We start from the raw sequence: 2,302 nt of genomic DNA on the forward strand, positions 1-2,302 counted from the left end.
GCCAGGCTTCGATGCCACCGTCTTCGCCGGGGGCGCCGTCGTGGTCGAGCAGGCGCTGGATCCACTCGCGGCGGACTTCGCGGTCCGGGCAGTTGGCCAGGATGGCGGCGTCTTTGAGCGGGATGTTGACCTGGTAATAGAAGCGGTTGGCGACCCAGCCCTGGATCTGTTCGCGGGTCGCGCGGCCTTCATACATCGCCACCTGATACGGGTGATAGATGTGGTAATACGCGCCTTTGGCCCGCAGCGCGGCTTCGAACTCGGCAGTGGAGAGTGGGGCTTGGGTCATGGTGCCTCCAGAAGGTGAACCTCTGTAGGAGCGAGCTTGCCTCGCGATCTTTTGATCGTTTAAAAGCTCGCGAGGCAAGCTCGCTCCTACAGGTTTTGGGTGGGTTACAACTCGATGCTCATGCCGTCAAAGGCCACTTCAACGCCCCGGCGGGCCAGTTCGGCGCGCTCGGCGGAGTCTTCGTCGAGGATCGGGTTGGTGTTGTTGATGTGGATCAGCACCTTGCGCTGCTCGGGCAATTGCTCCAGCACTTCGAGCATGCCGCCGGGGCCGTTCTGTGCCAGGTGGCCCATTTCACGGCCGGTGCGGGTGCCCACGCCACGGCGTTGCATTTCGTCGTCGTCCCACATCGTGCCGTCCACCAGCAGGCAATCGCTGCCCGCCATGATGTCCAGCAACGGCGCGTCGACCTTGCCCAGCCCCGGCGCGTAGAACAGTTTGCCGCCGGTGCGCAGGTCTTCAACGATCAGGCCGATGTTGTCGCCCGGGTGCGGGTCGAAGCGGTGCGGCGAGTAAGGCGGCGCAGCACTGCGCAACGGCAGCGGGCTGAAACGCAGGTTCGGGCAAGCCGGGATGGTGAACGAGCCGTGCAACTCGATGCGGTTCCAGTTCAGGCCGCCGTTCCAGTGCTTGAGCATGTTGAACAGCGGGAAGCCGGTGCTCAGGTCTTCGTGGACCATGTCGGTGCACCACACCTCGTGCGGGCAGCCTTCGCGCAGGCTGAGCAGGCCGGTGGTGTGGTCGATCTGGCTGTCCATCAAAATAATGGCGCTGATGCCGGTGTCACGCAGGGTGCGGCCCGGTTGCATCGGGGCGAAGCTCTGGAGTTGCGCGCGGATGTCGGGCGAGGTGTTGCACAGCACCCAGTTGACGCCATCGTCAGAGATCGCAATCGAGGATTGGGTGCGTGCTTTGGCGTTCAGGCTGCCATCGCGAAAACCCGCGCAGTTCACGCAGTTACAGTTCCACTGTGGAAAACCACCGCCGGCGGCGGAACCTAAAATCTGGACAAACATGGCGTGTTCTCTTGCAAATCTGAAAATAAAAACGCCCCGGCGAGCCGAGGCGTTGGGTTGCTCTGCTCAACTCTTGATAACCAAGAGCCGGGACAGATCAACGGCTTGCGAAGTACATGGTCACTTCAAAGCCAATACGCAGGTCGGTGTAAGCAGGTTTAGTCCACGACATAGGGTGTCTCCTTCAGCGGTTGGTGGGGTGTCTCTGGGTTAGTCCCTCTCCCGAAGGAGTGGTTCTGACAACTTGGACGGCTATGTTACTAAAATTGTCTGTTGCTGAGCGCTCTATGTCAGAGAAAGCTCATTACGCGGTTGGTAAAAATCAGCTTTGTCCGAGAAAAAACGTTTCAGTTGCGGGCTGGGTAGCCAAGCACAGCCAAGCGCACTCAGGCTGATTAATCTGCTGAGCTGCCTGCAGTGTAGTCTGAGGATCCAGCCTTATAAGCGCGGTATAGAGCGCTTTCAAGTCGTCCGACGGGTGGCCCCCTATTTTTGCTTGCCACAGCAGTTCACTCGCTTGAGCCCCGCTCAATGACTTGGGCAAAAACTGCTGCGCCAAGGCATCTCGCGCCTGGATGAAGGTTGTTTCATCCAGTGCCGTGACGAGCGTCGGCAATTGAGCCAGAAATGCACGGATGTGCTCGAAGATGTTCGCCACGGGGGCGTGAGGCGATTGCACGCCGAACAGCAGGCCGGTTTGCCCATTGAGCTGGCGCAGGCTGCTGAACACCGCGTAGCCCAATTGCTGCTCAACCCGCAGCTGTTGATAGAACGGCGTGCTTGCCAACTGGGCGAGCAAACGCCACGCGGCCTCGGCCGCCAGATCACCAGCGGGTGCCGGGCAAAACAGCAGCACGGCGTGTTCGCTGGACTCGCAGGGTTCTGTGACCCAGCGCCGTTGGGTCGAGTGCGCGGCCATTGGCAAGTGCGCGTCCGGCGTGCCAGGGGCTTTGTTCAAGGCGGCGCTGATCAAGGGCTGCGTGGCCGCAGGCAGGCC

At 61.0% G+C, this 2,302-nt stretch carries 3 protein-coding genes and 1 pseudogene; all 4 read right to left on the reverse strand.

Annotation, left to right across the window (positions count from 1 at the left end; genetic code table 11):
• A pseudogene (locus GHO41_RS29005) lies at positions 1-289 on the reverse strand (pyrroloquinoline quinone biosynthesis protein C); the annotation flags it as partial.
• A gap of 104 nt (positions 290-393) precedes the next feature.
• Positions 394-1,305: a pyrroloquinoline quinone biosynthesis protein PqqB gene (gene pqqB / locus GHO41_RS29010; protein ID WP_153435322.1), complete on the reverse strand. Its 912-nt coding sequence runs from the start codon at positions 1,303-1,305 to the stop codon at positions 394-396.
• 97 nt (positions 1,306-1,402) lie between these two features.
• Positions 1,403-1,477 (reverse strand): pyrroloquinoline quinone precursor peptide PqqA, encoded by a 75-nt coding sequence (gene pqqA, locus GHO41_RS29015; protein WP_003422658.1) that lies wholly within the window; start codon positions 1,475-1,477, stop codon positions 1,403-1,405.
• 150 nt (positions 1,478-1,627) lie between these two features.
• A partial coding sequence (locus GHO41_RS29020) for an insulinase family protein (protein ID WP_178126612.1) occupies positions 1,628-2,302 on the reverse strand: 675 nt, incomplete at its 5' end.

This window comes from Pseudomonas sp. FSL R10-0399, from assembly GCF_009600165.1.
GTDB classification, from domain to species: Bacteria; Pseudomonadota; Gammaproteobacteria; order Pseudomonadales; family Pseudomonadaceae; genus Aquipseudomonas; species Aquipseudomonas helleri.